The organism is Vibrio sp. T13N (assembly GCF_032970445.1).
Taxonomy (GTDB): Bacteria; Pseudomonadota; Gammaproteobacteria; order Enterobacterales; family Vibrionaceae; genus Vibrio; species Vibrio diabolicus.
Map to the genome: position 1 here is coordinate 353,289 of NZ_JAWJYE010000005.1, position 26,243 is coordinate 379,531.

Here is a 26,243-nt window from a genome sequence, read left to right on the forward strand (position 1 = left end):
TCGATACTAATTTTTCATCGATGTTGGAGCGAAGCATCTTCGCAGCCAAGATTATAAGTCGTCGATATAACCCAACGAGCGCAGTGCTCGTTCGTCGTCTGCCCAGCCAGATTTCACTTTTACCCAGGTTTCTAGGTAAACCTTACGACCGAACAACTCTTCCATATCTAAACGCGCTTCACGACCAATGGTCTTGATCTTCTCGCCACCTTTACCAATCACCATTTTCTTCTGGCCATTACGCTCAACAAGAATCAAGGCATTGATGTGGAAACCGTCGGTTTCTGGGTTGTAATCAAAACGTTCAATCTCGACCGTTACCGAGTATGGCAATTCTTCACCCGTGAAACGCATTAACTTTTCACGCACAATTTCAGATGCCATAAAGCGCTGGGAGCGATCAGTCACGTATTCTTCTGGGAAGTGGTGCGTTGCTTTAGGTAAGTGATTACGCACGTGCTTACGCAGTACATCAATGTTCTTCCCTTGCTTCGCAGAGATTGGCACAACGTCAACGAAGTCCATCTTTTTAGACATCTCAGCCATGTGTAGCATCACTTCGTTACGATCTTGCACGTTGTCGACTTTATTGACACAAAGCACAACTGGGAAGTTCGATTTTTGAAGCTTAGTCAGCACCATCTCATCGTCTTTAGTCCAATGCGTACCATCGACTAAGAAGAACACTAGGTTTACATCACTTAGAGATGAGTTAGCCGCACGGTTCATCAAACGGTTAATCGCACGCTTTTCTTCGATGTGAAGTCCTGGCGTGTCAACGTAAATCGCTTGGTAATCGCCGTCCGTGTCCACACCCATAATGCGGTGGCGTGTTGTTTGTGGCTTACGTGAGGTGATCGAAATCTTCTGACCCAAGATTTTGTTCAGAAGTGTCGACTTACCTACGTTTGGGCGACCAACAATAGCAATGAAGCCACAGTGCTGGTTTTCTGGCGAGCTTGGCTCACCTTGTGATGCGAAAAACGCATCGATATCGAATTCGTTATCAGCCATTTGTTAATTGCTCAAGTGCTGTTTCAGCAGCCGCTTGTTCTGCCTTGCGGCGGCTGGTGCCTTTCCCGATTACAGGCTTGTCCACACCTGCTACTTCACACTCAACCGTAAACTCTTGGTTGTGCGCTTCACCTTTAATATTAGTCACTGTGTACACAGGCAACGGTTTTCTTCTGCCTTGTAGGAACTCTTGTAGGCGAGTTTTCGGATCTTTTTGTGAGACGCCAGGTTTAATGGCTTCAAGGCGTGAGTTGTACCAACTCAGTACAATGCCTCGCACGACTTCAAGATCGCTGTCTAGGTAAATTGCGCCAATAATGGCTTCAACCGCATCGGCTAAAATAGAGTCTCGGCGGAAACCGCCACTCTTCAATTCACCTGGACCTAATTTTAAATAATCTCCTAGATCGAATTCACGACCCAGTTCCGCCAATGTATGTCCGCGAACCAAAGTAGCACGCATACGGCTCATGTCACCCTCGTTCACTTTCGGGAAACGATGGTACAGATCATCAGCGATGACAAAACTTAAAATTGAATCGCCCAGAAACTCAAGACGTTCATTATGCTTACTGTTGGCGCTGCGGTGAGTCAGCGCCAAGTTGATAAGCCCGGCATCTTGAAACTGGTAGCCGAGCTTTCTCTCTAGTTTATCAATTGGAGAATTCATACTCTCTCGATATAAAATGGTTAGTGAATACCACCGATGCGGTTAAAACGCACACCAGTTGGAATCCATGAAGGTAGAACGCTATCTGCGCCACGATCAAACTCGAAGCTGATCCAAATGGCGACAGCTTTGCCGACTAAGTTTGCTTCAGGAACGAAGCCCCAATAACGGCTGTCAGCACTGTTGTCACGGTTATCACCCATCACAAAGTACTGACCTTGTGGTACAACCCACTCTGTCGTGCCGCTACGTGGGAAGTATTGCTCCACACGGTTACGAACAAGAGGGTTAACCAAAATATTGTGCTCCACGTTACCCAATTTTTCATCCAGTTGGATCATTGGAATACCGTTCGAGCTAAACTGACTTTCTTCAACATTGCTCAGTTTAACTGGTTTACACGCCGATTCACCTTGGCTTTGCACGCAAAGCTGCTTATCACTTGAATAACGCACGATATCACCAGGCAAACCAACAACACGCTTAATGTAATCCACACTTGGTTGTGGTGGGTATTTGAATACCACGATATCACCACGCTCAGGTTTACCTGTTTCAACTAACTGCGTGCGCCATACCGGATCTTTCAAGCCATAGGCGTATTTTTCTACCAAGATAAAGTCACCCACCAACAAAGTCGGCATCATTGAGCCTGATGGGATTTGAAATGGTTCGTAGATAAAAGAACGTAATACTAAAACGAACGCAATCACAGGAAAAATTGAGACGCTATTTTCAACCCACCAAGGCTGACGCTCAACTTTTTGCAAGGTCATGGCATCCAAACCATTAGACGTCTGAGCTTGAATCTCAGCCAGCTTTTCCTGACGCTTTTTCGCGAAAACCAGCTTTTCCAGTAGCCAAACCACGCCAGTTACCAAAGTCGCAATAACCAACATCAGTGAGAATGTATTCGCCATTAAATTCCCTTATCTAAAAATACGAAAGTGAAAGAGCCGAAACCCTTTCACTTATTTTAATATCTAACGTCTTAAGACCGACAAGTGTGAGACAAAGTTCAACTTTAGTCTTTACCTACGTGAAGGATGGCTAGGAACGCTTCTTGAGGCAGCTCAACGTTACCGATCTGCTTCATGCGCTTCTTACCTTCTTTCTGTTTCTTCAGAAGTTTCTTCTTACGACTTACGTCACCGCCGTAACATTTCGCGATTACGTTCTTACGTAGCTGTTTTACAGTTGAACGTGCGATAATGTGGTTACCAATCGCTGCTTGGATTGCGATATCAAACATTTGGCGAGGGATAAATTCTTTCATCTTCTCTACCAGCTGACGACCGCGAGTCTGAGACTGGTCTTTGTGTGTGATCATCGCCAATGCATCAACGGTGTCACCGTTCAGAAGAACGTCTACACGTACCATATTCGACGCTTCAAAGCGCTGGAAGTTGTAATCCAAAGACGCATAACCACGAGATGTCGATTTCAGACGGTCGAAGAAATCCAGTACCACTTCGGCCATTGGAATATCGTAAGTCACGGCGACTTGGTTACCGTGGTAAACCATATCGACCTGAGTACCACGCTTTTCAACACACAGCGTGATGACGTTACCTAGATACTCTGAAGGTACCAGGATATTACAACGAGCGATCGGTTCACGAATTTCTTCAATATCATTGATCGCTGGTAGTTTGGCAGGACTATCAACGTACAGCAGTTCACCATCCGTTTTTTCAACTTCGTAAACTACGGTTGGTGCCGTGGTGATGAGATCTAAGTCGTATTCACGCTCTAGACGCTCTTGGATGATTTCCATGTGCAGCATGCCAAGGAAACCACAACGGAAACCAAAGCCAAGTGCCGCTGAGTTTTCTGGCTCGTAGAATAGCGATGCGTCGTTTAGGCTTAATTTGCCCAGCGCATCACGGAAGTTCTCGTAATCGTCAGAAGATACCGGGAACAGACCTGCGTAAACCTGAGGTTTTACTTTCTTAAAACCTGGTAGCGGTTTTTCACAGCCATTCTTAGACATAGTCAGCGTATCACCAACTGGTGCGCCAAGGATGTCTTTAATACCACAAACCACCCAACCTACTTCACCAGTACGAAGGATATCGGTATCTACTTGTTTTGGCGTAAAAATACCAAGACGGTCTACACCCCAAACTTGACCCGTGCTCATCACTTTGATCTTGTCGTTCTTCTTCAGTTCGCCGTTTTTAATACGTACTAGAGAAACAACGCCAAGGTAGTTATCAAACCATGAGTCAATGATCAGCGCTTGTAGTGGCGCATCTGGATCACCTTCCGGTGCTGGAATCGCTGACACAATGTTCTCTAGAACGTCATCAACACCGATGCCTGTCTTCGCAGAACAGCGGGTTGCTTCCATTGCATCGATACCAACGATTTCTTCAATTTCTTCCGCTACACGCTCAGGATCGGCTGCTGGTAGGTCAATCTTGTTCAAGATTGGCACAACCTCTAGATCCATCTCAATCGCGGTGTAACAGTTAGCCAGTGTTTGAGCCTCAACACCTTGACCCGCATCTACAACCAATAACGCACCTTCACAAGCCGCTAGAGAACGTGATACTTCATATGCAAAGTCAACGTGCCCCGGAGTATCGATGAAGTTCAGCTGATACGTTTCACCGTCTTTAGCGGTGTAGTTTAGCGTCACACTCTGAGATTTAATGGTGATACCACGCTCACGTTCAAGATCCATAGAATCCAGAACCTGTGCGGCCATTTCACGATCGGTTAACCCGCCACAAACTTGGATTAGACGGTCTGATAGGGTCGACTTACCATGGTCGATGTGGGCGATAATCGAAAAGTTACGAATGTGCTTCATAGATTTAGGGTGACTAACTCTTTACAAATAGGGACAGTAAGAAACGCCATCTACTGACGGCATTTCAATCAAGTTGGCAGATTCTACCGAATTTCGTTAACGGGCGCACGTAATTTAAAGTACATACCCAAATAACCTTAAGTGGAGGGGGACAGCGCTTACTGGATTGGCTCCCCAAGTACCCTAACAAGGGTAACTTGGCGCTTGGATTCATCCTCTAACGGACGAGAAACACGTTTTGCGATCCACATTCCACCAGCTGCAAATAATACTGATGCCAATATGATGATACCTTCCCCGCCCGCGGTCAGCGGCGCTAATAGGAAGTGACCAAACATCGCACCGATAATCAAACCAAACAACGGCAGTAAATAAACCGCCATTGCTGATTTTATCAGGCTCGACTCAGGAAAGCCTATCTCAACGACTTGACCTATCTTCACTGATTTATCCGTGCGCAGGTGCCAAGATAAACTCTTGTTACCAATGGCTTTAGTCACAACGCCCGTTCCACAGCTTTTCTGTGAAGAGCAACTACTGCAACTGGTCTGCTGTTCGCAGCTTAAATCAATTTCGTATTGTTTACCGCGACGATGTACGTCTGTCACAGTAGCCAACGCGGTCATCATTGTTGTTTACTCTTTGTTACATTAAATGTGACAGATTGGGCGATACGTTGTGCTGTGGTCGGCGGAATGTCTCCAACTACGGAGATTTCATGTTGACCGCTCACAAAACTATGCAGCGTTCTTCGGCCTTGGCGAACCAACTGACCTTTTAACGAATGCTCATCTTTGTTTGCTACGTAAACAGAGAAGCTAAACAGACCATCAGAATACAGCTGACTCTCCACCATTTGATTGGTAACAGCCATGCGGTAGCGGTTCAGCTCGTTCGGTTCGAAACCTTCAGGGATCCAACCTACCTGCCAATTGCTGGTTCCAATATCGCCTTTTGGCATGGTGAGAACAGCTGGTAATTGAACATCTTGTAGGCCACTCATTAACTCTGCGATTTTTGGATTCACCGTGTAAGAAATAGTGCGATATTGTTCAAGCATCTCACCATCACGGTCCACAAGGTCGGCACGTAACGGCAATTTACTCTTTTCATCGATCCATAGTACGTATGAATAGCGCAGACCGTCTTTAGGGACGACACGCAGCACTTGTGTTGCTACACCTGCTTCACGAGCTCTACCCACTTTTACATAGTCGTAATACAAGTTTAGCTCATCGATATTGGTGTTGAGCATAGGCATGGTCGGAGCGACCATTTTACCTGACTCGATGGTGAATGGTTCTAAACCCGTTTCGATATAGCTTACTTCTGTGCCACGACGAATCACTTCGCGCACAGGGCCACTTAAATAAACAAGATGAGCATATTGATCGTCACCATGCGTCGCATGACGATACAGCAACGGCTCAATGCTGTTCTTTTTGATAAGGATATAAGAGAGTTCGTAACTTAAATTCTTACTCGCCTCGCTCATTTGATGCAATAAAGCCTCCGCTGGCTTATCACCAGCAAAGGCTTGAGAAGACATCATACTGAACAGAGCGCAAGCGCTGATCAGAAATTTTTTCATTCAATATCCGGATTCAGATTTGCATCTTGTTGAGATGCATCACTGTTAATTCGTAACTGCAATTCGTAGTCTCGCAGCATAGCATGAACACGCTTACGTTGCTCTTGCATATTTGCTTCACCTACAGAACGCTCAACAGACTCACGAGTTAAACTCACAGGCTCTGCGCTGCCAGCAAACGGAACTGTCTGCAACACAGGTAATTGATCTGTTTGCGGCGACATTGAATCGCTACCACCGTACTGCTGTACACCTAAAATAACGACAAGCGATACACATGCAGCAACAGCAACTTGACCAAACTGTGTCAACCAACCTGGCAACTGACGTTTTGCTTTTTGCGGTTCTGGTTGCGACTCTTTTGGCGTATCAGCAATTGAGATAACATTTGCACCGTGCGAATCAAACGCACGATGTGCAGGTTCATCTTCTAACGCTAACGCCACGCTTTCAGCAATATTCCACTCAGGTTTTGCTGGCGCTTCGCCTCGCATCACATCACCAATCAGGTGATAGTTCTGCCAAGCATCACGGCTCTCTTGGTCTTGCTCTAACTCTTGAATTAAAGCCTTATCGACCAATTCTCCATCCATGAGAGCTGAAAGTTTTTCTTTGTCAGCCATTATTTTCACCATAGTTATTACTTGTACTAGCGTTGCAAAAGAGGTCTGATTTTCTTTTCCACCGCCTCACGAGCACGGAAGATACGCGATCGTACCGTTCCTACCGGGCAATCCATCACTTCTGCAATTTCTTCATAACTCAAGCCATCGAGCTCTCGTAATGTCATTGCGGTTTTTAAATCTTCAGGTAAAGCTTCGATTGCACTGAACACCACCCGTTGCAATTCTTTGGACAACGTTAAGTTCTCAGGGTTCGATATTTCTTTAAGTGCACTACCTGTTTCGTAAAATTCAGCATCTTCAGCATCGACATCTGTCGCTGGAGGTCTACGCCCTTGAGCAACAATGTGATTTTTCGCAGTATTCACTGCAATGCGATACAGCCACGTATAAAACGCACTTTCCCCACGAAAGCTGGGAATAGCTCGGTAAGCTTTAATAAACGCTTCTTGTGCTACATCTGGTACATCGCCAGGATTACTAACGTATCTGGAAATAAGATTACATACCTTGTTCTGGTACTTCGTTACCAGCAGGTTGAATGCTTGCTTATCGCCATTCTGAACTCGCTCAATCAATACTTGATCGGTCAGCTGCTCGTTCATTCGAGCGGATACTCCTATTTGTTATGCCCCTACTCTTCTCAGATATGGGTACTAATTATGCAAAACGTAGTATTGACACCACTGCTTACTTGAGCACTATTGTGACCCTAACGTGAATGAGAAAGTTCCATGGTTTCTCAAGTTTTTTGTCATTGTTTTTTCACAGTGTGATGTCTATACCCAAATGACCACCGTTGCCTGACTTTAGTCTAAGTTTGACAAGCGAGCATCTTGAGGGGAAATGGGTATAATGAATGATCTCTGTCCCAGATTGTGCTGGGTCGAGCATGGAAAAGCAATGGCATTGACAAACTATTACTTTTCATTTGCATGGCTAATGGCTATCTGAACACCGCGTTACAAATATAACTTAGGAAGCATGCTCATGCTCTGCATGAAAAAGAAGAGTGGCTCAGTCACCGCAGTAACACGGATGTCGATAGGTCTCCCAACTTAGCCCTTAGCGACGGGTGTCGCGATAATGGAATGCACATGGTGTGCAAATAATACACAAGGTGACTTTGTTACCTTAGCTTGGGATTATAAAAGTTATATGAACACAAATCGTGAACATGAGTGTGATGTGTTAGTGGTAGGGAGTGGCGCGGCTGGTTTGTCGTTGGCTTTGCGCGTAGCTAACCACTGTAAAGTGATGGTGCTGAGTAAAGGGCCACGCAGCGAAGGGGCGACCTATTATGCCCAGGGTGGTATTGCTGCTGTATTTGATGAGTCAGACACCATTGATTCACACGTTGAAGATACACAAATCGCCGGCGATGGTATTTGTGATGAAGATACCGTGAGGTTCATTGCTGAACATTCAAAAGAGTGCGTGCAGTGGTTGATCGACGGTGGTGTCCCATTTGATCGTGAAGAGGATGACTCTGACGATGAGCCTCGTTACCACTTAACTCGTGAAGGTGGCCATAGCCGTCGTCGTATTCTTCACGCGGCAGATGCAACAGGTATGGCGATGCAAACCTCTCTGCAAGATAACGCTCACAACCATCCAAACATTCATGTTCTCGAACGCCACAATGCGCTGGACTTAATCACCGAAGACAAAATTGGCGGTGATAAAAACAAAGTTATCGGTGCTTATATTTGGAACCGCAACGAAGAGCATGTCGAAACCGTGCGGGCCAAATTTGTGGTTCTCGCTACAGGTGGCGCTTCAAAAGTTTATCAATACACCTCTAACCCAGATGTGTCGTCTGGTGATGGTATTGCGATTGCTTGGCGTGCAGGGTGTCGTGTGGCAAATATGGAGTTTAACCAGTTCCACCCGACGTGTTTATACCACCCCGAGGCGCGTAACTTCTTGTTGACCGAAGCGTTACGTGGTGAAGGTGCTTACCTGCGTCGTCCAGATGGTTCTCGCTTTATGCCAGATTTCGATGAGCGTAAAGAGCTTGCTCCGCGTGACGTCGTGGCTCGTGCTATCGACTTCGAAATGAAGCGTTTGGGTGCCGACTGTATGTACCTCGACATCAGTCACAAACCTGCGGACTTTATTACGAAACACTTCCCAACCATTTACTCACGCTTGATGGACTTGGGCATTGATATGACCAAAGAGCCAATCCCAATCGTACCTGCTGCGCACTACACTTGTGGCGGTGTCATGGTGGATAGAAATGGCTGCACCGATCTTAAAAACTTGTATGCGATTGGCGAAGTCAGCTATACAGGGCTGCATGGGGCTAACCGCATGGCATCAAATTCACTTCTCGAATGCGTGGTTTATGCTTGGTCTGCGGCGAAAGATATTCTAAAACATCACACTAACGTGGAGCTTCCTTCACAGGTACCATGTTGGGATGAAAGTAAAGTGACCAACAGTGATGAAGAAGTGATCATTCAGCACAACTGGCACGAGCTTCGTCTGTTTATGTGGGACTACATGGGCATTGTACGAACTGACAAGCGTTTAGAACGCGCCTTGCGCCGTATCCAACTGTTGCAACAAGAAACGCATGAGTACTACAGCAATTTCCGTGTCTCGAACAACTTATTAGAACTGCGTAACCTTTTACAAGTAGCAGAGCTGATGGTTCGTTGTGCGATGCAGCGTAAAGAGAGTCGAGGTTTGCACTACACGCTTGATTATCCGAACCAACTGGAAAACAGCGGACCAACGATTTTGGTTCCAGCTAAACAGCTTTAATTCGACAAAATAAACTATTACATCAACAGGGAGCATTGGCTCCCTGTTTCATTTCCCACTGGCGTAATACCAAAGATAATTGACGGTAATGCTGATCGTCACAGCTATCACGCCAAATCGTGACGCTACGGCCAGACTGCAATCGAAATGTTATCTTGAATGGCAATGTCGATGTATCGACTCGTTGTAACTGATCCTTTTCAGACTCAAGAGCCGCCGAACATTCACTATACTCAAGGGCCTCAAACCTAACCGAGCCATCGCAATGCACATACCAATAACCCTGACTTGTCGGTTTAACAAAGCCTTGGCTCAGTAGTGCCTTAACAATCATTAATAACAAATAAATCGATAATACGAGAGGGATGCTAGAGAGGGTAACGGCCCAAGTCATCAGTAAGAAAAGTATTACATTGAGAACTCGGGCAGTCAGAGAGGGAGAAGCGGTAAAATTAACGAACTTTGCTGAGGTTATGGGCGACAATTTTATCAACCATTGCAGCATGACCTAAGTTTTCGCTGCGGCCATGCCCCATTATCCAAGTAAACAGATCAGGATCATCGCATTCAAGTAAAGAAACAAAGTCACGCTGCTCTTGTTCACTCAGAGTATCAAAGCACTCTTCAAAAAACGGCATAATTACTACGTCAAGCTCAAGCATGCCTCGACGACAAGCCCATTTAATACGCGCTTTTTCTTCCGGAGTGTACATTCACTATTCCTTCATAGATGTCTTGTTGTTAGTGCGGAGTGTAACAAGGGATGTGCTACGTCACTAGTGTGCGGGTCACAATACGATAGTGAAAGCAGACAAATGTTGATTCGTAAATCGCTCCCCTAGTATCTCAAGGTTATTTGGGTATAACATAGCGGAAAAATATCTTCAAAAGGCATTGTAATTATGGAATGGCAAACTCGTTTTTCAGCACTACCTCTCTCAACTCAAGACGCACTTCCAGAGTTATCTATCTCGCTGCTGGACAATTTCGGCATGATCACCATGGTCGGTGACGATAAAAAATCATACTTACAAGGTCAGGTTACCTGCGATGTCGTTTCTTTAGAACAAGACCAATCAACGTTAGGCGCACATTGTGATGCGAAAGGTAAAGTGTGGAGTGTGTTCCGCCTTTTCCATCACCACGATGGCTACGGCATGATCCAACCAAAATCGGCGATTGACGTAGAACTTAGCGAAATAAAAAAATACGCCATTTTCTCTAAAGTAACGATTGAAGCTTCTGATGAAGTTATCTTAGGTGTTGCCGGCGTAAAAGCCGACGAGCTTATTTCTTCAATGAGCAAAACGACTGGCAGCGTTCGCCCTGTTGAAGGCGGCACCGCGGTACAAGTTTCACAAAGCCGCTGGCTACTGATATTAAGTGCGTCAGCTGCGCAACAAGTCGTTGAAAATACAGATGCTGCCCTTACGACAAATGAGCTTTGGAATCGTTTCGACATTGAAGCTGGTTTACCATTTGTCTCTGCATCCGCGCAGAATGCTCACATTCCACAAGCACTCAACGTGCAAGCTTTAGGAGGCATTAGCTTCACAAAGGGCTGCTACACAGGACAAGAAACGGTAGCACGAGCTAAGTATCGCGGTACAAATAAACGTGCGATGTACATCGTAAAAGGGGCAACTTCTGCTCCATTTAGTGACGAGCCAATTGAGCTCGAACGCAGCGTGGGTGAAAACTGGCGTTCAGTGGGTGCTTTATTAAACCACTACCAGTTCAGCGACAATCAAGCGATTGGCCTAATCGTACTGCCCAATAATCTCGATGAAGACACTCGTCTTCGTTTGGTTGCTCAACCAGAATGTGAATGGACAATCGAATCACTGCCTTACAGCCTTGATGATGAGTAATACAATCAATACTCCTTTGATGCAATTTCTCACAGACCAACACATTCCGTTTCGTCTGTTACCGCATCAAAGACCAGCAACCACTATTGAGGATGCCGCGCAACAACGCGGCATTCGCCCTTCTCAAATGGTAAAAGCGATCTTGCTACGAGACATGGGTAATCAATATGCTCTCGCCTGTGCTCCAGGTGATCGTAGTGTCGATCCCAAAAAAGTGCGCTCGTTACTGCAATGCCGCCGGATGACTTGCGTTGATCAAGCCGACGTTGAGGCCATCACAGGTTACAAAATTGGTACTGTCACTCCACTATTACTCAAACGACACATGCCGATCGTGTTCGATCCTAGCTTACTAGAAGAACAGGAAGTCACGATCAGCAGTGGCGATCGCATGGCTGGACTGGCGCTTTCTATCCAAGATCTGATCCAATTGTGTCAGCCGACCGTAGCTGAGATATGTCGTTAGTCGTCTAAAAATAATGTAATAGCACGTAGTGTTTCTATCATCACGTGATCTCGCTCATATCTATAAAAATAGATGAGAGAATTTTTAATCACATATAAAACATAAATAGTCACAAAGATAAAACTCGTATATGCTGAATTTGTTGGTTAAGTTTCAAACAAGCACTTAACCAACATAAAGTGAATCAGCTGACTGAATGACAGTATTCATGCCGTCAGCTGTCCACTTTTGTGTAATGCATCTGTGACTATTCGCCCGCTGAAGCGGGCTTTTTTTGTGCGGAACTTTTTTCTCTTCCTCTTTCTCTAACCGTTAGGACGTAAAGTTTGTTCTGTTGGATACCACCTTAATAGAAACAATTAGCAAACAATCATTTTCGTTCTATTCTTAATTCTGTAACAAAACTATTGCTTAATGCGTCACGTAAAAAGGAGTGTATTGTCGTAAGGGTTCCTTGAACGGTGATTTTTTGGGGTAATCCTCACGCTATTTAAGAGATGACACTGTCAAATTGTCTAAGACAACACAAATCTCTGACGCAACACCCTACATCTGTATTTAATACTATGGCTGTCACAATAATTTTCGCGTCCAAAACGTAGAATACCTAGGCTAGGTTAGATAAAAGGAAAGTAAATATGAGACTGTTTAAGCGCTATACACCAAGTATGATTGCTAAACATATAAGTCGTCTTTTTAAAGGAAGAATTTATATTTACGGGGTCGGTAGATTCGAGTTTGATAACGGCAAGTTAATACTGCCGGAGAAAGCAGAGCAACGCCATTTCCGAGCGGTCAAAGAGATCAACCAAGAAATAATGAAACTCCGATGCGCATATGCTTAGCAAAACGTTGATAAAACAAAGGCTGGATTAACCAGCCTTTTGTGTATTTGAAGTTCGCTTTACACCTACTGACGTGCCAGATCCGGCAGATGACCTTTTAGACCAAGCGCACGCTTCATGATCTCATCTTTCGCTCCCGGCAGTTGACCCGCTAAACTCAAACCAATGCCACGAACCAGCTTCTTAGCAGGATTCTCTCCAGAGAACAGGTCTCGGAATCCTTGCATTGCAGCGATCATCTTTGCTGCTTCCGCTTTGCGCCAACGCTCATAACCTCTTAGATTGCGTTTGCTGCCAATATCTTGGCCTTGCTTCCATAGCGCTAACACCTCTTGAGCGAGGCTGGCTGCATCTAATAAACCTAAATTTACCCCCTGGCCCGCTAGAGGATGAATGGTATGCGCTGCATCACCAACCAATGCGACTCGCTCCACAACAAAATCTCGCGCATAACGCATTTTCAGAGGAAACGCGGCACGCTCTCCCACGACTTCACATAGACCAAGTCGTGTATCAAATTCGCTCGTCAATGCTTTGTTGAAATCATGCTCACTCATTGCCAATAGCTGCTCTGCACGATTTGGCTCAGTGGACCAAACAATAGAGCACATATCTGGTTGCGACATTGGCAAAAACGCCAATGGCCCTTGAGGAGTAAAAATCTGTCGTGCAATGCTATTGTGCGGAGCAGCGGTTTTAACATTCGCGACCAGAGCATGATGCCCATAATCCCAATGCGTTAACGGAATATCCATTTGATGACGAAGCCACGAGTTTGCCCCATCGGCTCCGACCACTAACTTAGCCGTCATGGCTTGACCATTGTCGAGCGTCAACCAACTTTCTTGTTCGCCCACCGCTAAGGTCGCGCAACGTGCAGGCATAAACATAGTGACGTTATCGAGCTTTTGGACTTGTTCGAGCAGTGCGAGTTGAATCACTCGATTCTCAACAATATGCCCTAAATCAGGTTGTGCCATGCTTTGTGCATTGAACTCAATACTAGCGAAGCTATCTTGCTCCCACACTTCCATACCGTAGTATGGTGAAGCTCGGCGTTGCTCTATCCCCTGCCAAGCGCCAAGCTTACGCAAGATAGTCTCACTAGAACGGCTCAACGCAGACACACGCACATCAGGTAACTCTTTCAACGACTCATCTGGCACCTTGCCTTCTATTACGGCGACACGCAGATCGCTGTCCTTGAACGCGGCAGCAAGTGCCAACCCAACCATCCCTCCGCCGATGATGGCGATATCTACACTTTGCATCATTGCTTTTTATTACCTAATTCAGTGCGGCCGTTCATCGTTTTACCAAACCAAGCGTATGGCGCAGTAGCGGCTGCTTAAAAATAGAAAGGTTATCCATCGCTGCTAAGGCTGTATTTCGCCCAATTCGCATCGCGGGTAAATCATTTGAAAAAATATGCACTAAGGCACTGGTTAGCCAGATCGTTTCGCTTCGATCTGCCTCTCTACGCTGACTAAAGCGCATCAAGCCTTGATAAAGACCAACATCACCGCTTTGCTGCACGATTTCTTCTGCTAGCGAGACAACGTCGCGAATACCAAGATTAAAACCTTGTCCAGCTATCGGATGCAGCGTTTGCGCGGCATTCCCAACAATCGCAAAACGATGAGAGATATTTTGCTTTCGATGGCGAAGAAGCAATGGGTAACTCGCACGTCGTCCCACTTTTTTCATCGCGCCCAAACGCCAGCCAAAATCTTGTTGTAAACGTTGGAGAAATGCTTGGTCAGATAACTCAAGAACTGCTTGGGCTTCCTCAGGGTGCAGACACCAAACTAAGGACATTCTATTGTCACTCATTGGCAATAAAGCAACAGGGCCATTTTCAGTAAAACGTTCAAAGGCTCTACCCTGATGAGGTTCTTGAGTCACAATATTGGCAATGACAGCCACTTGCTCAAAATCTTGCTCAGAAAGCTCTAAACCAATTTTCTGACAACAAGTCGAAACAGCACCATCGGCTGCCACCAGCAGTTTTGCTTCAAGCTTCCCACCGCTTTTCAACGTAATATGGGTACAGTCTTGCTCGCGCTCGATATCGGTAACAGAGTCAGGGCAAAACAGCGTAATGGATGCGCTGCTATCTAATAATTCTTGATATACGCGACCAACATCGGCTAATTCGACAACATACCCTAGTGCTTCAACGCCAATCTCTTGCTTGGTAATTTCCGTCATCCCAGCATGAGAGCGGTCAGAAACGTGGATATGTTCAATGGGTGTGACAAACGGCTCTATCGAGGTCCAGAGCTGTAGTTGACGCAACAGATTGACAGTACCGTAAGACAATGCGATTGAGCGAGAGTCAAAACCAGGGTGCATATCTGACTGCGCTTTAAAAGGCTCAACGACGGCAATGCGGAGCTTTCCCTGAGACAAATGGTCAATCGCTAATGCCAACGTTGCCCCTGCCATGGCACCACCAGCAATGACTACATCATATTGCTTCATGCTAACCTCTGGACCATCTACGATTAATGAATAGTAGGCTTTTTATCGCTACTTTCAGGGCGAACACCAAACTCAGCATGAATCGTTAGTACGCAAGCTTTGATGTGTTCAATCACTTGTTCTAGCAATTGCGCTTGTTCACCGAGGTCGTCATCTTCATCAATGCCTAATTTGGCAATCTCTTCTAGGTCAGCCAATGCTTCTTTAGCGTCATCTGACGCTTTATTTAGCGCAACACCTGCTAGACCTAACCCAGAAATAAAATGGTTTACGAAATCGGACACGCTGTCAGCCAACGTGAATAAGCCTTCTTCTCCCGGCTCATCTGGCAATAATAAAGACAGCTCCATCGACGTGCCCGTGAGTTCATTGACAGTAACGGTGAATACGCTTTGAGCAAACGCTAGCGCGTTAGAAGGCCACCCCATCCCATCATTGGTGTAGTCAAACAGAATAGGCTGCCAAGTTTGATCATTAATCGCCAATCCACCACTTAACATGCCGACAAATAAGCCATGTAATTCCGCAGGTGTTACTGCTAGGCTTGCAGATTGCAGTTCAGCAGCAATAGATTGGTATTCAGGAAGGGTGATTTCACTCATAACTTGGCTCATTCTTGCATAATAATGTATTGGTATATCCTACCATCAAGGTTAGTGGTCTGAAACGGCTATCAAATTCAATTTTGAACAGCATTTGCTCAATTTGCCCAATTCCTGTGTGATCTCGTCATCATTTCTCTTTCTGTGATGGGAAATGCTTGAATCTTAATAGCGGTTTTCCTATAGTTTGCTCCTCGGTAGTTGTATGAAGCAACACCTTAGATAGCGCGAATATAGAGTTTATTCATCATGAGCAATCAAGCGATCGACGTTGAAATATTAGGCAAAGTTACACGAGTGAATTGTCCGACAGGACAAGAAGAGTCTCTTGTTGCAGCGGCAAAAGATCTGGATCGCCGATTGAAAGAAATGAGCGAACGTACTAAGGTAACCAATGAAATCCAACTGCTGACCTTCGCTGCATTGAATATTTGTTATGAGTTGCACACCAAGTCATACGAATCAAACGGTCAACAGCAAGAAATTACTGAGCGAATGGAAAAGCTCACTGCGTCTCTTGAGAACGCACTAAGCAAAGTTACGCAAGGACAGCAGTAAATACAAAATTTACCCTGGGGTGTGCGTCAGCAGGATTTAAGTCCCTGAGCCGATAAGCAATACCTAAGGGTTAGTATTTGGTAACTATTGAGCAAGCTCGGCATGCACCGAGAAGCCTACGGTTGTCATTGCTGATCCGCCTTGAACCAGCTGGTTCAAGGGCCACAATCCTCAACGGCACCCTGGGGTATTCTCTCTATGTCAGACCTCTCTCGACAAGACTTCCGCAAACTGATTCGTGAAAAGCGCAACGCATTGTGTAGCGATACGCAATTCCAAGCGGGGATCGACCTTGTCACTCAGTTCTCTCAACTTCCTGAAATCCAGCAAGCACAGCATATTGCTATTTATCTTTCTGCTGACGGTGAACTTGATACCAAGCCGCTCATTGAGTGGTTGTGGCAACAGGGAAAATCGATTTATCTACCTGTCATCCATCCGTTTGCCAAAGGTCAGTTACTGTTTCTTCTGTACGTAAGTGATGATCAATTGGTCTACAACAAATACGGCATCTTAGAGCCCAAACTGGACATCCGCCATCTCAAGCCCGTTCGTCAACTTGATATCATTTGTACACCTTTGGTTGGATTCGACAGCATCGGCCACCGCTTAGGCATGGGCGGAGGGTATTATGACCGTACCCTGTCTCATTGGTTTATAACCGGAGAAGGTGCCAAGCCTGTTGGTATCGCTCACGACTGCCAACATGTAGAACGCTTACCAATTGAAAGCTGGGACATTCCATTACCTAAGATCGTGACCCCAAGCCGAATATGGCAATGGGAAAGTGGCAAGTAAGCCGCTATAATCACGCCCGCAAACGTTAACGAACATCTATTCAGGAGATTGGCATGACTCAAGATGAAATGAAAAAAGCGGCTGGTTGGGCAGCACTAAAATATGTTGAGAAAGGCAGCATTGTCGGTGTTGGTACTGGCTCTACCGTGAATCACTTCATCGATGCACTAGGCACTATCAAAGACGATATTAAAGGTGCAGTGTCTAGCTCTGTCGCTTCAACTGAGCGCCTTAAAGAGCTTGGTATTGAAGTATACGAGTGTAACGACGTAATGAAGCTGGATGTGTATGTTGATGGCGCAGACGAAATTAACCCAGCACGTGAAATGATCAAAGGCGGCGGCGCGGCTCTGACTCGTGAGAAAATTGTCGCAGCAATCTCTGATAAGTTTGTATGTATTGTTGACGGCACCAAAGCAGTTGACGTACTAGGTCAGTTCCCACTACCTGTAGAAGTGATCCCAATGGCACGCTCTTACGTTGCGCGCGAATTAGTAAAACTGGGTGGTGACCCGGCTTACCGTGAAGGCGTTGTGACTGACAACGGCAACGTAATTTTGGATGTACACAACATGCAGATTACTAACCCGAAAGAAATGGAAGACAAGATCAACGGTATCGCGGGTGTGGTGACTGTGGGTCTTTTTGCTCACCGTGGTGCTGACGTCGTAATCACAGGCACACCAGAAGGCGCAAAAATTGAAGAATAAATAACAGCTCAAATCGACCTATCTGGTTCACTTTTCTGTTATTTCATTACATACGGTGCTGCAAGGCACCGTTTTTTATTCCTTTCTCTAAGAAAATTATCTCTTATTCCGTAATTTTCTTACCCAAAGCAATTTTTTTTTGTTACTTTATTGAACAGAAGACGCACAAGGAAACGTTTGTCCTCCTACAAAACTATCAATTATCCCCTTTTTAATAGTTTTGCCCAATGTGCGCCACATTAGCCCACCTTTCCATTTTAAGGACGAGAAAAAATGGCCAAAGTTTCACTGGAAAAAGAAAAGATTAAGATCCTCTTGTTAGAGGGACTCCACCCTTCTTCAGTTGAAGTTCTTCAAGCAGCTGGTTATACCAACATTGAGTACCATAAAGGTTCCCTTCCGGAAGAAGAATTGATTGAAGCGGTTAAAGACGTGCACTTCATCGGTATTCGCTCCCGTACGAACCTATCCGAAGAGGTAATCAATGCGGCGAATAAACTGGTTGCAATTGGCTGTTTTTGTATCGGTACTAACCAAGTAAACCTAGACGCAGCAGCAAAACGCGGCATTCCTGTGTTTAATGCACCGTTCTCTAACACACGCAGTGTGGCTGAGCTAGTGCTTGGTCAAATCCTACTACTTTTGCGTGGCATTCCTGAAAAGAATGCGCTTGCACATCGCGGTATTTGGAAGAAAAGTGCTGACAACTCTTACGAAGCACGTGGCAAACGTCTTGGCATTATCGGATACGGCCACATTGGTACGCAGCTAGGTATTATTGCCGAAAACTTAGGTATGCGCGTTTACTACTACGACATCGAAAACAAGCTGTCCCTTGGTAATGCGACGCAAGTACATACCATGAGTGAACTACTAAACAAGTGTGACGTAATTTCTCTGCACGTTCCTGAAACGCCAGAAACAAAAAATATGATGGGTGAAGCTGAGTTTGCTCGCATGAAGCCAGGCTCAATCTTTATTAATGCAGCACGCGGCACTGTCGTGGATATTCCAGCGCTTTGCCATAGTTTAGAAGCGGGTCACATTGCGGGCGCTGCGATTGATGTATTCCCAACAGAACCAAAAACGAATGCCGACCCGTTCGAATCTCCTTTGCAGAAGTTCGATAATGTCATCCTCACTCCACACGTTGGTGGTTCAACGCAAGAAGCACAAGAGAACATCGGTGTTGAGGTCGCAGGAAAACTGGCGAAGTACTCTGACAACGGCTCTACGCTTTCAAGCGTAAACTTCCCAGAGGTGTCACTGCCAGAGCACGGTGGTGAATGCTCTCGCTTGCTTCACATCCATAAAAACCGTCCTGGTATTCTTACTCAGATCAACACCATCTTCGCGGAAGACGGTATTAACATTGCCGCACAGTACCTACAAACAGCCGCTGAAATCGGCTACGTGGTGATCGATGTTGAAACCGAGCGCTCAGAAGAAGCACTAGCGAAACTGAAAAGCATTGAAGGCACAATCCGTGCTCGTATCCTTCACTAATTTGTGAAGCAGAAATAACAAAGGCAGGGAATATCCTGCCTTTTCTTTTTGCACCCAGTATTACTTCAGCTTGTAAATCACGTCAACTTGATCGCGAATAATCATGGTAGAATCCTGGTAGCTGTTTGCCCCTTCTTTACTGTCCATCGCCATCGAGCGCATTAGAACTGGCTGAACGTGCATCTGTCTGTAATTGATCTGCCAGACATCACCCAATTTTTTCTCAAAGCCAGTAGCCAGTGACGCTGCTTTTTCTCGCGCATCTTGGATAGCCGCCATGCGTGCCTTTTGCTGATACTCAGCCTGGTTGCTTACCTTAAGTTGAATATTATCAACCTGATTAATCCCTGCTTCTAACGCCATATCTAGGTACTGGTTTAGGTTTTTTAGATCCGTAACCGTCACATCAATGCTACGAGAAGCGCGATAACCAACGAGCTCTGCTTTGCCTGATTTAGGGTAGTGGTATTGAGGCGCAAGGTATAAATTCGAGCTGGTAACATTGTCTTTTGATAAGCCAGCATCGGACAGATTTTTCAGAAATTGCTCAACGGTTTTGTCAACTGACTGCTTGGCCTGTTCAGCAGTCATTGTCGTGTCTACCACTTTTACAGAAAACGTCGCCATATCTGGTGTAGCAATAACTTCACCATAACCTGTCGTCGTTACGTGAGCAAATTCAGGCGAGTTCGCCAACACTGAAGCACTAGTAAGGCTGAGTGCAGAAGCCAGCAAAAATGAATACAGTCTCATTCAATAAATCCATCCATACAAAAATAAAGTACTTACTCTCAGCAGAAAGGCTCAAGATTCAGACAAAACTATCACTACTGAGAAAGTGTATGGTTTCATAATAGAAACTTCTGTCGATTATCCAAGCACTCAGAATGACTTCTAACACAACTTTGACTATGTAACATTGGCGTAATTTTTCAACGAAACACTCTGTCGGCAATGAACCCATCGATGCGACAATGAACTTATTGAGGTAAGTGTCGCTGAGCATACCCGACTATCGCGTGTGAGATTTCTTGTAGAACCCCCGTTTCCAGTTGCCAATGATGCCAATAAATCCGATGGGACATTAAAAAACCGGGAGTAACATCAACCAACGCGCCACGCTCTAGCTCGTCGGTAATTTGCAAACGAGGGATTAAGCAATAGGCTACACCAGCTAACGCCACTTTTAGAAACGCTTCAGAGCTGCTGATGTTATGGTGAATGACGCTATCAGGGCTGACATTGAAATGCTCGGTAAGAAAGGTTCTATGTAGGTCATCATATTGATCATACGAAACGGCCGGCGCCTTGGCCAAAGTCTGGTTATTAACGCCTTGAGCAAAGTAACGCTGATAAAACTCCGGGCTCGCGACACAAACGTAATCAACACGTCCCAAGTAATCCGCTCTACAGCCAGGTATCGGCTGGGATTCTAAGCTGATCGCCCCCGTCACTTCGCCACTTTTTAGCTTTTCGATGGAACGAGATTCACCATAGATAGTGAGTTTGAGTTCAACCTGACGCTGCTTCATGACATCTTGCAGTGCAGGCAGTAGCCAAGTAGCAAGGCTATCAGCATTGGTCGCCAAAGAGAGTTGTACAGGTCGAGTACTGGTATCATTCTTGAGTTCGGGTAGAATTTCATGCTCGAGTAAGCGCACTCGACGATAAAGGCCTAATAACTTTTTACCAATCGGCGTTGGCTTGGGTGGTTGACTACGAACCAAAACGGGTTGTGCGAGAAACTTCTCTAATTGTTTAATACGTTGAGAAATCGCTGATTGCGAGACAAATAAATGCTCAGCAGCACGCTCAAAGCTCCCCTGATAAACCACGGCATCTAATGCCTCAATCCATTTGTAGTCCAACCCTCTCATCCTACTCTTCCTCTCCTGATAAAACACCAACCCTTAAATTAGCTTGGCTAATATAATATTAAAATCATTAATTATACTTATTTAGATAAACTCTTTATCTTTCACTCTTCTGAGAATTTATTGGTTATTTTGAAGTGAGGTGAAGTGTGAGCTTGTGGGTTCTATTGCAAGGGTTTGGTTTAGGAGCATCAATGATCATTCCGATCGGCGCACAAAACGCGTACGTCTTGAATCAAGGCATAAAGCGCAATCATCACCTGACGACTGCCACTATTTGTAGCATCCTAGATATGATCTTCATTTCTCTAGGTATCTTTGGTGGTGGTGCGATTTTGTCTCAAAATGAAATCTTACTAACATCGGTGACGCTTGGTGGTATTGCCTTCCTGAGCTTTTATGGATTACTGTCACTTAAGAGCGCGTTTAAGTCAGACAGTGAGTCAGAATCAAAAGGTGAAGTCGTCGCTCGTGGTCGTCGAACGGTCATTTTAGGCGCGTTAGCCGTCACAGTACTTAACCCACACTTGTATTTAGATACAGTCGTTATTCTGGGCTCTATTGGTGGGCAGTTTGAAGGCCATGACCGAATTGCTTTTGCACTAGGTACGATGATGGCTTCCTTTGTTTGGTTCTATACCTTGTCAATAGGAGCCGCAAAACTAGGTCCTACCCTATCAAAGCCAAGAGTGAAAAAAGGCATCGACATCGCGGTCGCAGTAATGATGTTCACGATAGCGTATATTTTAGCTAGCGAACTTATTGAAAAGTACTGGTAATCAACAGGACAACATAGACATGGAGTCACTAAAGCGTATCTATGATATCAATAGAGAGCGACTCAACGCGCTCTCTATTCCTTTTCGGGAATGGCAGCATGAAGCCATCTTAGACTTTGACACGGATATAAGAATTGCGTCCGAGCTTGGATGGACAGGCACGCACACCAAAAGCCTCTTCTTAAAACTTAAAGGACAAGGCTACGCAATTTATCTAACAGAAAAAGACTCTCGCCTCGATGCCAAACAAATAAAAGCCGTCACAGGCAAACGCCCCTCAATTTGTGACGACGATGAAATGGTCGAAGTGTTAGGTTGTTTGCCTGGAGCGGTATGTCCGATTGGCTTACCTGAATATGTCACACTCATTGTTGATACAACCCTCTATCAACACGAAGAGTTGCTCTACACGCCAGGATTGCCTGAATTCACCTTTGGCTTTGTAGGTAAACATCTAAAACGTCTATTGCTTGCCGGTAATCACATTCTTTATGAGATATAAAAAAGCGAGGCCAATTGGCCTCGCTTTCGAATATCTACCGCTTGTATTAAGCGTCGATTTTGTTCAGATGAACATCCATTTGCGGGAATGGAATTTCGATACCATTTTCATCCAATGCTTCTTTAATACCTTGCATTGCATCAAAGTATACGCCCCAGTAATCTGCAGTTTTCACCCATGGGCGAACCACAAAGTTTACTGAAGAGTCTGCTAGCGTAAGTACGCCGATTGTGATATCAGGATCTTTCAAGATACGCGGATCTTTTTCTAGCGTCTCGCGAATTACTTTCTTCGTTAGTTTAAGATCCGCTTTGTATGACACACCAATCACTAAGTCGACACGTCGCGTTGCATGACGAGAGTAGTTAGTAATTGCACCACCGATTACTGACGAGTTAGGCACAACAACCATCTTGTTGTCTGGTGTTTTTAGAACAGTTTGGAAGATTTGAATTGCTTCAACACTACCCGCTACACCGCCAATTTCTACGTAGTCGCCAGATTTGAATGGACGGAACGCAACAATGAGAACACCAGCTGCAAAGTTTGATAGTGAACCTTGTAGCGCAAGACCAACAGCAAGACCTGCCGCACCGATTACAGCCACGACTGAAGCGGTTTGAACGCCTAATCGACCAAGAGCTGCGATAAGTACGATTACAAATAGCAAGTAACGAACAAGACCGTGAATAAATTCAACGACAGCCTTATCCATGTTTTTCTTTTCTAGTACTTTAGAAACACTACCAGCGACTGCTTTAACGATAATATTACCGATAAACAGAATAAGCAGCGCAGAGATAATGTTCACACCGTACTGAACCAGTAGATCTGAGTTGTTTGTCAGCCAAGTTTCAGCCTGAGTTAGACCATCCGTTAAAGTGGTATCGATACCCACCGATTCACCTGCCATAATTCTTATCCTCAAAAATAAAGATATATAAATCCAATTGCCGTTAATTTATGAACCTTGTTTTTTAAAGGCTCTTTTCTAAAACAACATCCCTATTGCCCCACTGAACAGTGTCAGATTTTTGGCACAATATCCCAACTTTGACTTTTTTCAAAGTCAGAGTTTCGCAAAGATATGCAAAACAAGACTTTATCAGAGTTTTCTGATATTGGCTTGTTACAGGTTACGCAATGCACTCTTATTTCGCCACTCCTATGACTGATATTCCTATGTTTTTATTTAAAAACGTTAAAGGGGGAACATCCCACCAGAAAATACAACCTGACGCATAAAGATATCAATAGGAAAACAGGGAAAGAAACATAGGGGCAAAATGATAGACATAAAAAAACCCGCTCAAAAAGCGGGTTTTTAAGTAACTTAATCAGTAACGATTATAGTACGTCAACTGCGTTTAGGTCAGCAAATGCTTGCTCTAGACGAGCTACCATTGAAGCTTGACCAGCACGTAGCCATACGCGTGGATCGTAGTACTTCTTGTTTGGTGCATCTTCACCAGTTGGGTTACCGATTTGACCTTGTAGGTAATCGTGGTTTTCAGCTTCGAACTTACGGATACCATCCCAAGTTGCCCACTGTGTATCAGTATCGATGTTCATTTTGATAACACCGTAACCGATAGACTCACGGATTTCTTCTAGAGAAGAACCTGAACCACCGTGGAATACGAAGTTTAGAGAGTTCGCTGGAAGACCGAATTTCTCAGAAACGTGCGCTTGAGAATCACGTAGGATAGTTGGAGTTAGAACAACGTTACCTGGCTTGTACACGCCGTGTACGTTACCGAAAGATGCTGCGATAGTGAAACGGTGGCTGATTGCGCTTAGTTTCTCGTATGCGTATGCAACGTCTTCTGGAGAAGTGTATAGCTCAGACGCATCCATATCAGAGTTGTCAACGCCGTCTTCTTCACCACCAGTACAACCTAGTTCGATTTCTAGAGTCATGTTCATTTTAGCCATGCGCTCTAGGTACTTAGCAGAAATTTCGATGTTCTCTTCTAGAGACTCTTCAGAAAGGTCGATCATGTGAGAAGAGAACAGAGGCTTACCAGTTTGAGCGAAGTACTCTTCACCAGCGTCTAGTAGACCGTCGATCCAAGGAAGTAGTTTCTTAGCAGCGTGGTCAGTGTGTAGGATTACTGGTACACCGTAAGCTTCAGCTACAGCGTGAACGTATTTCGCACCAGCAACAGCACCTAGGATTTGAGCTTCTTGACCTTCAAGTTTTAGACCTTTACCAGCAAAGAAAGCAGCGCCACCGTTAGAGAATTGAACGATAACTGGAGCTTTAACTTTTGCAGCTGCTTCAAGTACTGCGTTTACAGAGTCAGTACCCACACAGTTTACTGCTGGAAGTGCAAAGCTGTTTTCTTTTGCAACTTCAAATACTTTCTGAACGTCATCGCCAGAGATAACACCTGGTTTTACGAAGTCGAAGATCTTAGACATGGATGTAATCCTATTTATCTGTCGTTTTTAAACAAAACTTGTTAAGTTGAAAATCTTGCAAACGTTTGCTCACAACTGAGGCTATTCTAGCAGAGTTCCTCACACGTTGCAGCAAACAAGAAAGCGGGAGAATCACTCCCCCGCTTTGCTTTAATTACTTAGCGCGTGCTTCTAGCATTTCTACTGCTGGAAGAACTTTACCTTCTACGAACTCAAGGAAAGCACCGCCACCTGTAGAGATGTAAGAAACGTCAGCTTTGATACCGAACTTGTCGATAGCTGCTAGCGTGTCACCACCACCTGCAACAGAGAAGCCTTCAGATGCTGCGATAGCTTCTGAGATACCTTTAGTACCTGCTTCGAAGTTCTTGAATTCGAATACGCCTACTGGACCGTTCCATAGGATAGTCTTCGCGTTCTTAAGGATTTCTGCTAGTTCAGCTGTTGAATCTGGGCCAAGGTCGAAGATCATGTCGTCGTCTTGTACTTCAGAAACGTGTTTAATTTCTGCTTCTGCGTTTTCGTCGAATGCTTTCGCACATGCAACGTCAGTTGCTACTGGAATTGCACACTCATCCATTAGTTTCTTAGCAGTGTCTACTAGATCCGCTTCGTATAGAGACTTACCAACGTTGTGGCCAGCAGCTGCGATGAATGTGTTAGCAATACCACCACCAACAACAAGTTGGTCAGCGATTTTAGATAGAGACTCAAGTACAGTTAGCTTAGTAGAAACTTTTGAACCACCTACGATAGCAACCATTGGACGAGCTGGGTTGTCCATTGCTTTACCTAGCGCTTCAAGTTCGTTTGCTAAAAGAGGGCCAGCACAAGCGATAGGTGCGTGCATACCAACACCATGAGTTGACGCTTGAGCGCGGTGAGCCGTACCGAATGCATCCATTACGAATACGTCACATAGTGCTGCGTATTTCTTAGATAGCTCTTCGTCGTTTTTCTTTTCGCCTTTGTTAAAGCGAACGTTTTCTAGAACAACAAGTTCACCAGCGTTTAGCTCTAGGCCATCTAGGTAGTCTTTTGCTAGCTTAACTTCACAATCTAGTGCGTCGTTTAGGTAGTTAACAACTGGTTGTAGAGAGAACTCTTCAGCGTATTCACCTTCAGTTGGGCGACCTAGGTGAGACGTAACCATTACTTTAGCGCCTGCTTCTAGGCAGTGCTTAATAGTTGGAAGAGATGCGATGATACGTGCATCTGAAGTTACTTTACCGTCTTTTACTGGCACGTTTAGGTCAGCACGGATAAATACACGTTTACCTGCAAGATCCAGGTCAGTCATCTTGATTACAGACATGATGTGTCCTCTCAAATATTG

General features: G+C 45.1%; 28 protein-coding genes and 1 other RNA gene. 11 read left to right on the forward strand and 18 right to left on the reverse strand.

All coding sequences use genetic code 11. The annotated features are described in order from the left end of the window. Positions 1-51 precede the first annotated feature (51 nt). The 8 genes from era to rpoE form a co-directional block, all read right to left on the reverse strand. Positions 52-1,014 (reverse strand): GTPase Era, encoded by a 963-nt coding sequence (era, locus tag R2S67_RS11045; protein WP_006743309.1) that lies wholly within the window; start codon positions 1,012-1,014, stop codon positions 52-54. Beyond that, on the reverse strand, positions 1,007-1,684 hold the full coding sequence (gene rnc, locus R2S67_RS11050; RefSeq protein WP_005393907.1) for a ribonuclease III: 678 nt from the start codon (positions 1,682-1,684) through the stop codon (positions 1,007-1,009). Before rnc ends, era begins: the two co-directional genes overlap by 8 nt. A gap of 20 nt (positions 1,685-1,704) precedes the next feature. After that, positions 1,705-2,604, reverse strand: a complete 900-nt coding sequence (gene lepB, locus R2S67_RS11055) for a signal peptidase I (protein ID WP_317344083.1) — start codon at positions 2,602-2,604, stop codon at positions 1,705-1,707. Between the two features lie 104 nt (positions 2,605-2,708). Further along, the gene (gene lepA / locus R2S67_RS11060) at positions 2,709-4,502 is read right to left on the reverse strand and encodes a translation elongation factor 4 (protein WP_317344084.1); all 1,794 of its coding nucleotides are present in this window, start codon (positions 4,500-4,502) and stop codon (positions 2,709-2,711) included. Between the two features lie 158 nt (positions 4,503-4,660). Continuing rightward, positions 4,661-5,131, reverse strand: a complete 471-nt coding sequence (locus tag R2S67_RS11065) for a SoxR reducing system RseC family protein (RefSeq protein ID WP_005384575.1) — start codon at positions 5,129-5,131, stop codon at positions 4,661-4,663. Further along, a complete protein-coding gene (rseB, locus tag R2S67_RS11070) occupies positions 5,128-6,093 on the reverse strand; it encodes a sigma-E factor regulatory protein RseB (protein WP_005393918.1) in 966 nt (321 codons plus the stop codon). Before rseB ends, R2S67_RS11065 begins: the two co-directional genes overlap by 4 nt. Further along, positions 6,090-6,716, reverse strand: coding sequence for a sigma-E factor negative regulatory protein (locus tag R2S67_RS11075; RefSeq protein WP_046875100.1), 627 nt, complete (start codon positions 6,714-6,716; stop codon positions 6,090-6,092). Before R2S67_RS11075 ends, rseB begins: the two co-directional genes overlap by 4 nt. 26 nt (positions 6,717-6,742) lie before the next feature. Then, positions 6,743-7,321 (reverse strand): RNA polymerase sigma factor RpoE, encoded by a 579-nt coding sequence (gene rpoE / locus R2S67_RS11080; RefSeq protein ID WP_005380946.1) that lies wholly within the window; start codon positions 7,319-7,321, stop codon positions 6,743-6,745. Positions 7,322-7,874: 553 nt separating this feature from the next. On the opposite strand from rpoE, the gene nadB reads away from it, so the two are divergent. Then, a complete protein-coding gene (gene nadB, locus R2S67_RS11085; protein WP_031780368.1) occupies positions 7,875-9,488 on the forward strand; it encodes an L-aspartate oxidase in 1,614 nt (537 codons plus the stop codon). A 22-nt stretch (positions 9,489-9,510) separates the two neighbouring features. Here the strand turns inward: nadB and R2S67_RS11090 are convergent, their stop codons facing one another. Together R2S67_RS11090 and R2S67_RS11095 are read right to left on the reverse strand one after the other, a co-directional pair. Continuing rightward, on the reverse strand, positions 9,511-9,993 hold the full coding sequence (locus R2S67_RS11090; protein WP_308384594.1) for a protein YgfX: 483 nt from the start codon (positions 9,991-9,993) through the stop codon (positions 9,511-9,513). Continuing rightward, positions 9,941-10,201 carry a succinate dehydrogenase assembly factor 2 gene (locus R2S67_RS11095; RefSeq protein WP_005393925.1) on the reverse strand — a complete coding sequence of 87 codons (261 nt, stop codon included), beginning with the start codon at positions 10,199-10,201 and terminating at the stop codon, positions 9,941-9,943. Before R2S67_RS11095 ends, R2S67_RS11090 begins: the two co-directional genes overlap by 53 nt. 189 nt (positions 10,202-10,390) lie before the next feature. Here R2S67_RS11095 and ygfZ point away from each other — a divergent pair, with 189 nt between their 5' ends. From ygfZ to R2S67_RS11110, 3 genes are all read left to right on the forward strand, one after another. Further along, on the forward strand, positions 10,391-11,359 hold the full coding sequence (gene ygfZ, locus R2S67_RS11100) for a tRNA-modifying protein YgfZ (RefSeq protein ID WP_104974800.1): 969 nt from the start codon (positions 10,391-10,393) through the stop codon (positions 11,357-11,359). Next, the gene (locus R2S67_RS11105; protein ID WP_031780369.1) at positions 11,352-11,825 is read left to right on the forward strand and encodes an aminoacyl-tRNA deacylase; all 474 of its coding nucleotides are present in this window, start codon (positions 11,352-11,354) and stop codon (positions 11,823-11,825) included. Before ygfZ ends, R2S67_RS11105 begins: the two co-directional genes overlap by 8 nt. Before the next feature lie 638 nt (positions 11,826-12,463). Then, positions 12,464-12,670 (forward strand): DUF1107 domain-containing protein, encoded by a 207-nt coding sequence (locus R2S67_RS11110; RefSeq protein WP_005380970.1) that lies wholly within the window; start codon positions 12,464-12,466, stop codon positions 12,668-12,670. Positions 12,671-12,735: 65 nt separating this feature from the next. Here the strand turns inward: R2S67_RS11110 and R2S67_RS11115 are convergent, their stop codons facing one another. Genes R2S67_RS11115 through R2S67_RS11125 form a run of 3 tightly spaced genes read right to left on the reverse strand, consistent with a single transcriptional unit; the run spans position 12,736 to position 15,756 of the window. Beyond that, entirely contained in the window at positions 12,736-13,944 is a 1,209-nt protein-coding gene (locus tag R2S67_RS11115; RefSeq protein WP_005393929.1) for an FAD-dependent 2-octaprenylphenol hydroxylase, read from the reverse strand. Between the two features lie 31 nt (positions 13,945-13,975). Then, positions 13,976-15,154 (reverse strand): 2-octaprenyl-6-methoxyphenyl hydroxylase, encoded by a 1,179-nt coding sequence (gene ubiH / locus R2S67_RS11120; protein ID WP_268979430.1) that lies wholly within the window; start codon positions 15,152-15,154, stop codon positions 13,976-13,978. A gap of 23 nt (positions 15,155-15,177) precedes the next feature. After that, on the reverse strand, positions 15,178-15,756 hold the full coding sequence (locus tag R2S67_RS11125; RefSeq protein ID WP_170903475.1) for a YecA family protein: 579 nt from the start codon (positions 15,754-15,756) through the stop codon (positions 15,178-15,180). Positions 15,757-16,005: 249 nt separating this feature from the next. On the opposite strand from R2S67_RS11125, the gene R2S67_RS11130 reads away from it, so the two are divergent. The 5 genes from R2S67_RS11130 (at position 16,006) to serA (ending at position 19,328) form a co-directional block, all read left to right on the forward strand. After that, complete coding sequence (locus R2S67_RS11130) at positions 16,006-16,314, forward strand: cell division protein ZapA (RefSeq protein ID WP_005393932.1); 309 nt, start codon at positions 16,006-16,008, stop codon at positions 16,312-16,314. An 8-nt stretch (positions 16,315-16,322) separates the two neighbouring features. Then, a non-coding RNA gene (gene ssrS / locus R2S67_RS11135) (6S RNA) lies at positions 16,323-16,507 on the forward strand. A 5-nt stretch (positions 16,508-16,512) separates the two neighbouring features. Beyond that, complete coding sequence (locus R2S67_RS11140) at positions 16,513-17,112, forward strand: 5-formyltetrahydrofolate cyclo-ligase (RefSeq protein WP_237283959.1); 600 nt, start codon at positions 16,513-16,515, stop codon at positions 17,110-17,112. A 53-nt stretch (positions 17,113-17,165) separates the two neighbouring features. Then, entirely contained in the window at positions 17,166-17,822 is a 657-nt protein-coding gene (rpiA, locus tag R2S67_RS11145) for a ribose-5-phosphate isomerase RpiA (protein ID WP_005380982.1), read from the forward strand. 273 nt (positions 17,823-18,095) lie between these two features. Further along, the gene (gene serA, locus R2S67_RS11150; RefSeq protein WP_005393937.1) at positions 18,096-19,328 is read left to right on the forward strand and encodes a phosphoglycerate dehydrogenase; all 1,233 of its coding nucleotides are present in this window, start codon (positions 18,096-18,098) and stop codon (positions 19,326-19,328) included. Positions 19,329-19,388: 60 nt separating this feature from the next. On the opposite strand, the gene R2S67_RS11155 is transcribed toward serA, so the two are convergent. Both R2S67_RS11155 and R2S67_RS11160 read right to left on the reverse strand, forming a co-directional pair. Next, positions 19,389-20,081 carry an oxidative stress defense protein gene (locus tag R2S67_RS11155; RefSeq protein WP_005393939.1) on the reverse strand — a complete coding sequence of 231 codons (693 nt, stop codon included), beginning with the start codon at positions 20,079-20,081 and terminating at the stop codon, positions 19,389-19,391. A 227-nt stretch (positions 20,082-20,308) separates the two neighbouring features. After that, positions 20,309-21,205 (reverse strand): LysR family transcriptional regulator ArgP, encoded by an 897-nt coding sequence (locus tag R2S67_RS11160; protein WP_182037135.1) that lies wholly within the window; start codon positions 21,203-21,205, stop codon positions 20,309-20,311. 146 nt (positions 21,206-21,351) lie between these two features. On the opposite strand from R2S67_RS11160, the gene R2S67_RS11165 reads away from it, so the two are divergent. Beyond that, the gene (locus R2S67_RS11165; RefSeq protein ID WP_012841398.1) at positions 21,352-21,981 is read left to right on the forward strand and encodes a LysE/ArgO family amino acid transporter; all 630 of its coding nucleotides are present in this window, start codon (positions 21,352-21,354) and stop codon (positions 21,979-21,981) included. 19 nt (positions 21,982-22,000) lie between these two features. Beyond that, a complete protein-coding gene (locus R2S67_RS11170; RefSeq protein ID WP_317344134.1) occupies positions 22,001-22,483 on the forward strand; it encodes a YbaK/EbsC family protein in 483 nt (160 codons plus the stop codon). A 46-nt stretch (positions 22,484-22,529) separates the two neighbouring features. On the opposite strand, the gene mscS is transcribed toward R2S67_RS11170, so the two are convergent. The 3 genes from mscS to R2S67_RS11185 form a co-directional block, all read right to left on the reverse strand. Continuing rightward, entirely contained in the window at positions 22,530-23,396 is an 867-nt protein-coding gene (gene mscS, locus R2S67_RS11175; protein ID WP_005393946.1) for a small-conductance mechanosensitive channel MscS, read from the reverse strand. Between the two features lie 434 nt (positions 23,397-23,830). Beyond that, positions 23,831-24,907: a class II fructose-bisphosphate aldolase gene (gene fbaA, locus R2S67_RS11180; protein ID WP_005393947.1), complete on the reverse strand. Its 1,077-nt coding sequence runs from the start codon at positions 24,905-24,907 to the stop codon at positions 23,831-23,833. A gap of 154 nt (positions 24,908-25,061) precedes the next feature. Continuing rightward, complete coding sequence (locus R2S67_RS11185; RefSeq protein ID WP_005393948.1) at positions 25,062-26,222, reverse strand: phosphoglycerate kinase; 1,161 nt, start codon at positions 26,220-26,222, stop codon at positions 25,062-25,064. Between the last annotated feature and the right edge of the window lie 21 nt (positions 26,223-26,243).

Excerpts from the sequence above, each read along its gene's own strand:
- R2S67_RS11130 (WP_005393932.1), top strand. The coding sequence starts at position 16,006 with ATGAGCAATCAAGCGATCGACGTTGAAATATTAGGCAAAGTTACACGA.
- serA (WP_005393937.1), top strand. The coding sequence starts at position 18,096 with ATGGCCAAAGTTTCACTGGAAAAAGAAAAGATTAAGATCCTCTTGTTA.
- R2S67_RS11075 (WP_046875100.1), bottom strand. The coding sequence starts at position 6,716 with ATGGCTGACAAAGAAAAACTTTCAGCTCTCATGGATGGAGAATTGGTC.
- R2S67_RS11095 (WP_005393925.1), bottom strand. The coding sequence starts at position 10,201 with ATGTACACTCCGGAAGAAAAAGCGCGTATTAAATGGGCTTGTCGTCGA.
- rpiA (WP_005380982.1), top strand. The coding sequence starts at position 17,166 with ATGACTCAAGATGAAATGAAAAAAGCGGCTGGTTGGGCAGCACTAAAA.
- R2S67_RS11110 (WP_005380970.1), top strand. The coding sequence starts at position 12,464 with ATGAGACTGTTTAAGCGCTATACACCAAGTATGATTGCTAAACATATA.
- R2S67_RS11090 (WP_308384594.1), bottom strand. The coding sequence starts at position 9,993 with ATGCTGCAATGGTTGATAAAATTGTCGCCCATAACCTCAGCAAAGTTC.
- rpoE (WP_005380946.1), bottom strand. The coding sequence starts at position 7,321 with ATGAACGAGCAGCTGACCGATCAAGTATTGATTGAGCGAGTTCAGAAT.
- rseB (WP_005393918.1), bottom strand. The coding sequence starts at position 6,093 with ATGAAAAAATTTCTGATCAGCGCTTGCGCTCTGTTCAGTATGATGTCT.
- R2S67_RS11185 (WP_005393948.1), bottom strand. The coding sequence starts at position 26,222 with ATGTCTGTAATCAAGATGACTGACCTGGATCTTGCAGGTAAACGTGTA.
- R2S67_RS11140 (WP_237283959.1), top strand. The coding sequence starts at position 16,513 with ATGTCAGACCTCTCTCGACAAGACTTCCGCAAACTGATTCGTGAAAAG.
- ubiH (WP_268979430.1), bottom strand. The coding sequence starts at position 15,154 with ATGAAGCAATATGATGTAGTCATTGCTGGTGGTGCCATGGCAGGGGCA.
- rnc (WP_005393907.1), bottom strand. The coding sequence starts at position 1,684 with ATGAATTCTCCAATTGATAAACTAGAGAGAAAGCTCGGCTACCAGTTT.
- mscS (WP_005393946.1), bottom strand. The coding sequence starts at position 23,396 with ATGGCAGGTGAATCGGTGGGTATCGATACCACTTTAACGGATGGTCTA.
- lepA (WP_317344084.1), bottom strand. The coding sequence starts at position 4,502 with ATGAAGCACATTCGTAACTTTTCGATTATCGCCCACATCGACCATGGT.
- R2S67_RS11065 (WP_005384575.1), bottom strand. The coding sequence starts at position 5,131 with ATGATGACCGCGTTGGCTACTGTGACAGACGTACATCGTCGCGGTAAA.
- ygfZ (WP_104974800.1), top strand. The coding sequence starts at position 10,391 with ATGGAATGGCAAACTCGTTTTTCAGCACTACCTCTCTCAACTCAAGAC.
- nadB (WP_031780368.1), top strand. The coding sequence starts at position 7,875 with ATGAACACAAATCGTGAACATGAGTGTGATGTGTTAGTGGTAGGGAGT.
- R2S67_RS11155 (WP_005393939.1), bottom strand. The coding sequence starts at position 20,081 with ATGAGACTGTATTCATTTTTGCTGGCTTCTGCACTCAGCCTTACTAGT.
- era (WP_006743309.1), bottom strand. The coding sequence starts at position 1,014 with ATGGCTGATAACGAATTCGATATCGATGCGTTTTTCGCATCACAAGGT.
- lepB (WP_317344083.1), bottom strand. The coding sequence starts at position 2,604 with ATGGCGAATACATTCTCACTGATGTTGGTTATTGCGACTTTGGTAACT.
- R2S67_RS11160 (WP_182037135.1), bottom strand. The coding sequence starts at position 21,205 with ATGAGAGGGTTGGACTACAAATGGATTGAGGCATTAGATGCCGTGGTT.
- R2S67_RS11105 (WP_031780369.1), top strand. The coding sequence starts at position 11,352 with ATGAGTAATACAATCAATACTCCTTTGATGCAATTTCTCACAGACCAA.
- R2S67_RS11115 (WP_005393929.1), bottom strand. The coding sequence starts at position 13,944 with ATGATGCAAAGTGTAGATATCGCCATCATCGGCGGAGGGATGGTTGGG.
- R2S67_RS11170 (WP_317344134.1), top strand. The coding sequence starts at position 22,001 with ATGGAGTCACTAAAGCGTATCTATGATATCAATAGAGAGCGACTCAAC.
- fbaA (WP_005393947.1), bottom strand. The coding sequence starts at position 24,907 with ATGTCTAAGATCTTCGACTTCGTAAAACCAGGTGTTATCTCTGGCGAT.
- R2S67_RS11125 (WP_170903475.1), bottom strand. The coding sequence starts at position 15,756 with ATGAGTGAAATCACCCTTCCTGAATACCAATCTATTGCTGCTGAACTG.